The sequence below is a fragment of the Fulvivirga aurantia genome, assembly GCF_009711475.1.
Classification (GTDB): domain Bacteria; phylum Bacteroidota; class Bacteroidia; order Cytophagales; family Cyclobacteriaceae; genus Fulvivirga; species Fulvivirga aurantia.
In genome coordinates this window covers 1-4,705 of record NZ_SMMD01000619.1, presented here as the reverse complement: position 1 = coordinate 4,705, position 4,705 = coordinate 1, and the positions used below count along the sequence as shown (strand labels likewise).

Sequence of the window (4,705 nt, the reverse complement as noted above, 5' to 3'; positions counted from 1 at the left end):
TTCAATATTTATTACCTGAGTATTTGTAACATACCTTAAGTGTCTTATTAATGAAACAGGACCATAAGATAATATTATATCACGCTCAGTCGAGTGCTGCCTAAGCCACTCTACTTTGGCCAAATTATAGTCATATTTAGGGTTTTTAAGCAACCACAGCCCTCCAAAACTATTGTTGATAAATAACATAAATAATGCTAAATAGGCCAACCACAGTTTCCTTTTACCGAGCGGTTTGATAATTATGACTGAGATAATGATAATTAGTGGAGCTTGAATCATCAGCCATGGCTCGTTTGAGCTGGGGTCCATAATCATTAGAAAGGCTGCATAAATCAGAAACCAAGCTATTACAGAAACCATTGTTTTCTTTTGGTAAGCGGTGAGATAAATCTTTCTCTTTATAGCATTGATAATAAGTAAGATCAGAATAGCTGACATAACCACTAGGCATATAATAAATATGGATCCGGCTCCATCAATTTGAAGTGCTAAGAATAATTCTTCTTCAATTACTTTATGGGGAAAATGATTTTTTATGAAACCAACTGCTGACTGAAAGCTAAATAACCATAATACAGATATAATATTAGAGGCAATGACAAATACCGACATATAAGCATCACCCACAGGCACGTTTGTGCCCCCAAACAAGTACTCTAAAAAACTGATGTCTTCTATTGCGAGTGAATAGACTATGGCAAATGAAAAAATTATTGAAAAAGCACCGGTAATATAAAATATGATCAATTGCTTTATCTTTTTTAAATAAAGATAAATTAATGGAAAGGCTATAAATAAAGGAATAAAGTTTGGCTTATAAAGTAATACCGTAAAGCTGCAGAGTAAGGACAACAATATTATATTCTTAATACTTTTATCCTTTTTTAATTTCACGAAAAGACCAAATGCCCAAATAATAAAAAAGAGCGATATTACATATACCTCAGCCACATAAGAATAACGCCAATATTCGTACGAGATTAAGAGAAACAAACATATGAATAGTGAAGTACGCTTTCCTAGATCAAGTTGAGCAACTAATGTGTCATAAAGTAAGACGATTGTTAAGCCTGAAAAAACCATCGTTAACCCACACATGAAATAATAGGCATCTATATTAAACGAAAGGAGTTGAACACCATCATAGAGGAGTTTAACCAGTGGCAAAAACAGAAAAAATCTGGGGTTAAATAGATCTAAATAATCCTCATCTCTTATGCCTTGAGCATACCAAAAACCATCATCTACCTCGGTTCTATTCGTAGGAAAAAAAATCAATAAAAAGATTTCCAGGCAAATAAATGCTAAAAAGTAATGGGTATATTTATTTGTGTAAGTAATTTCTCTGAACTTCACGGCTTCTTAAACTTACTGCAAGTTATAAATCAAAAAATTATAATAATTATTTAAATGTTTAAAAAGCATTATTTAAGCTCAAATTTTATTTATACGGTAGAAATAGCTATAGCATTGGGGTTTGTGTTGTTGCCCCTTTTTGTCACATTTCCCTATAAAATAAATCTTTATCTCGCTTGGGAGGGAGCCTACCGCATATCTATTGGGCAAATGCCTTTTAAAGATTTTGGAATGCCCTTAGGCTATGGTTTTTGGCTGATACCAGCTATGTTCTTTAAATTATTTGGACCATTGATGTCTAGCTTGATTAAAGCACAAGCATTTATTAATCTACTCTCTGTTTTATGTGTACATATCATATTTAAAACTTTTGATATCAAACCCGCACTTAGAACAATTGGTGTATTATTTTTCTGCCTCAGCTTTGTTTTTATACATTTTTGGCCCTGGTATAACCATACAGTGTTTTTTTACGAATTACTGGCCTTATCATTTTTGCTAAGTGCGTTGGTTAAAAAAGGAAAACACTACTATGTCAAAATTGTTGCTGCCTCATTGTTTATATTTCTTTCGATTTTTACGAAGCAAGACATCGGTGGATTAGCCTTTTTATTAGCACTATCACTCATCCTGGTAGACGCTATTTTTGACAAATCAGTTAAAGGGCTTTTGATCTTTGGTGTTTCATTTTTAGTGATATCTATTTGCTTTATTACTCCACTACTCAAGTATGATTTTGCGTATTGGTTTAATTTTGGTCAATTTCCACATGGAACAAGAATATCAGTACTAGATCTTCTTGATACCATCTTTGATGAGACGTCATTAGTGTTTAGAATATATCTATTTGCCATTTTGGTTTATATAGTTTATGAGTGGCAAAACGGTAATGGCCTTCTTAAGTGGAATAAAAAAGAGCTACTTTTTCTAACTTTTACATTAGGTATAGTTGTACAGCCTTTAATTGCTCAGCTCACCACTTACATTCCTGAAAATTCACATTTTTATTACCACGCTTTCGTGCTTGTATTTTTTCTCAACAAGGTAAAAACCATTGAGTACGCTAAGACCCAGATCTTTATTCCGGCATTGTTGCTAATTTTTATACTATGGCCTCAGGATTACTGGCGTTACATTAAAAGAGTTGCAGCAAGCAGCTTAAATATTACTCAGAAAGTTGATTATAATTATGTGGGAAAGAAAACCTGGAAACTTCCTGATCCTTCTGCACCGAGCAGTGATAGGTCAGATTGGGTAAAATCTCCTTTAAGGACACTGGATAATGTTAAATTACCTAAAGAAACTATCGAGGGAATGAAAAGGCTTGTGTCTAAATATTCTAACAAGCCAAATTTAAAAGTTTTGAATATGAGCGAGCTACCTCAGTTAGCTTATGAAATTGGATATGAACCTTTGAAGGGAAGTAAACAGCCTCTGTGGTTTCATAGAAATGTAGCTTTCTTCGAAAGAGAGGTTGAAAAAACTTGTGATGCTATAGCTAATGGAGAATACGATTTGGTTTTGTTTGAAGTAATACCCATGTTAAATCGGTTTTATCCTCCATCGGTAAGAGAGTGTCTTCAAGAAAACTACAATCTTGAAGACACATTTTTAGCACCTAGAATTCCAGATGACTCATTTATTGAAGTTTATAGCCCAAAAGATTAAAGAACATTCTCAAGCTTAACACCAATTAATTGTTCTAGCTCAATTTTAGAAATGTTGAATTGGCCTTGAGCATTGATTTGGCGAAGTTTCTGAGTGTTATAACGATCTTGAATAGCATTAAATTCTCCTAACTTTATCTCTCCATTTTCAAACTGTTGCTCCGATAGCGAAAGAGAGGCATAAAGATCTTCAACTAGCTCAGTCTGTACTAGCAATGCTTCTCTATTCATAAGATAGGTCTCATATCTTCGTAATACTTCCGCTCTTAGTGCTAATTTTTGCTGATCAATGTTGGCATAAGCAATTGCCACTTCCTGTTTTTTCTTCTTTGTTTCTAAAGGTACATCCACAAAAAAGCTTAATCTCACTTGGCCAGTGATATTATATTTAGGAAAAAACTGAGCTCTGTTACCTACATCAGCGCTTTCGTTTAATGTAAACTCGTTAAGGTTACCTTGAACTCTGAAGTCATCTAACCAAGACCATCTTGCTTGCTTTACCTCTATTTGAGCTATTTCTACTTCATTATTTAGTACCCTTGTTGTTGGATTATTTTTCCAGGCAAGTCTTACTAGCCTTTCTTCGAAGGAAGCCTCTTTTACACTCTCAGGTAAAATGATTGTATTATAATCAACGTTTTGTGCCCTTAGATTTGCTGAAAACAGCAATAACAAAAGAGCTGACATTTTAATAGTTAATACTTTTATGTATGCGACACGATTCATAACGGACTTTATTTAAATTTTACTAAATGTGAATTAAGGAAATATTTATCAATAATTATACTTCACTTAAGCTTTTTGGGCTCTAAGGAGGGCATTTTATACATCAATACAAAAATTCCATACAGAATCAGACTCTGAGGAAATTGTTCGATATTTTCTTTTGCGTATAACGCTACTGTAAGTGCAAAGAAGGAAGCAATAAAGGCCGCATAATAGGCCTTTATTTTAGGGTTATTACATTTATAGTAGTTATTTATACCCACACCGAGTATAATAGAATACATCGTTAGCAATAACAGCAATCCAACCCAGCCTGTTTCCAACAACGTTTTCATAAATCCACTATCTGGTGGAAACCCTGCTAGCCTGTGGCCAGGTGAAAACCTCTCTCCATAAACTCCGCTGGTAGTAAGGCCACCTCCTATAGGGTGTGAATAAATATAAGGTTGGATGCTCTGCCTATTTAAATCCCGAAGATTCATGGAAGCATCTTCACTTGGATTAAAAGCTGATCTAAAACGGACAATTGGCTTACTGTAGAAAGGACCAAAATAAACTACCAAAAATAAGATACAAGATGCCACCGCAAACATTAAAGTTTTAACCTTGGAAATATTAATTAAAACATAGATTATAACAGCAAGTGGTAACATTACATAGGCTGTGCGTGTGCCAGAAAAAAACATAGCCAGCAACATCATCGTACCTGAGAATGCAAAGAATGCTCTTCTCTTAAGACTAAACTTCCCCAAGGTGAGTATGAAAGAAATAATAGCACCGAATGCCATAAACAAACCAAAAATTGCAGGGTCTGATAAGAAAGACCACTTTCGCCATTTGCCTTGAATAAATAGCAAGTTTATACGCTCTTCTGTTGCTGTTGCCCATTTAAGATCATATCCAGGAAGACCTATGAACTCTTGGTAAATACCATAAAGAGCAACTATTAAACC

General features: G+C 34.2%; 4 protein-coding genes. 1 reads left to right on the top strand and 3 read right to left on the bottom strand.

All coding sequences use genetic code 11. From position 1 onward, the window contains the following. A partial coding sequence (locus E1176_RS05840; RefSeq protein ID WP_222933092.1) for a hypothetical protein occupies positions 1-1,359 on the bottom strand: 1,359 nt, incomplete at its 3' end. Between the two features lie 54 nt (positions 1,360-1,413). Between E1176_RS05840 and E1176_RS05835 the strand changes: the two genes are divergently transcribed. After that, the gene (locus E1176_RS05835) at positions 1,414-3,027 is read left to right on the top strand and encodes a hypothetical protein (protein WP_155209625.1); all 1,614 of its coding nucleotides are present in this window, start codon (positions 1,414-1,416) and stop codon (positions 3,025-3,027) included. On the opposite strand, the gene E1176_RS05830 is transcribed toward E1176_RS05835, so the two are convergent. Together E1176_RS05830 and E1176_RS05825 are read right to left on the bottom strand one after the other, a co-directional pair. Further along, complete coding sequence (locus E1176_RS05830) at positions 3,024-3,752, bottom strand: TolC family protein (RefSeq protein WP_155209624.1); 729 nt, start codon at positions 3,750-3,752, stop codon at positions 3,024-3,026. The two genes, E1176_RS05835 and E1176_RS05830, sit on opposite strands and share 4 nt — an antisense overlap. Before the next feature lie 62 nt (positions 3,753-3,814). Beyond that, on the bottom strand, positions 3,815-4,705 hold an 891-nt coding region (locus tag E1176_RS05825; protein WP_185152654.1), incomplete at its 5' end, for an O-antigen ligase family protein.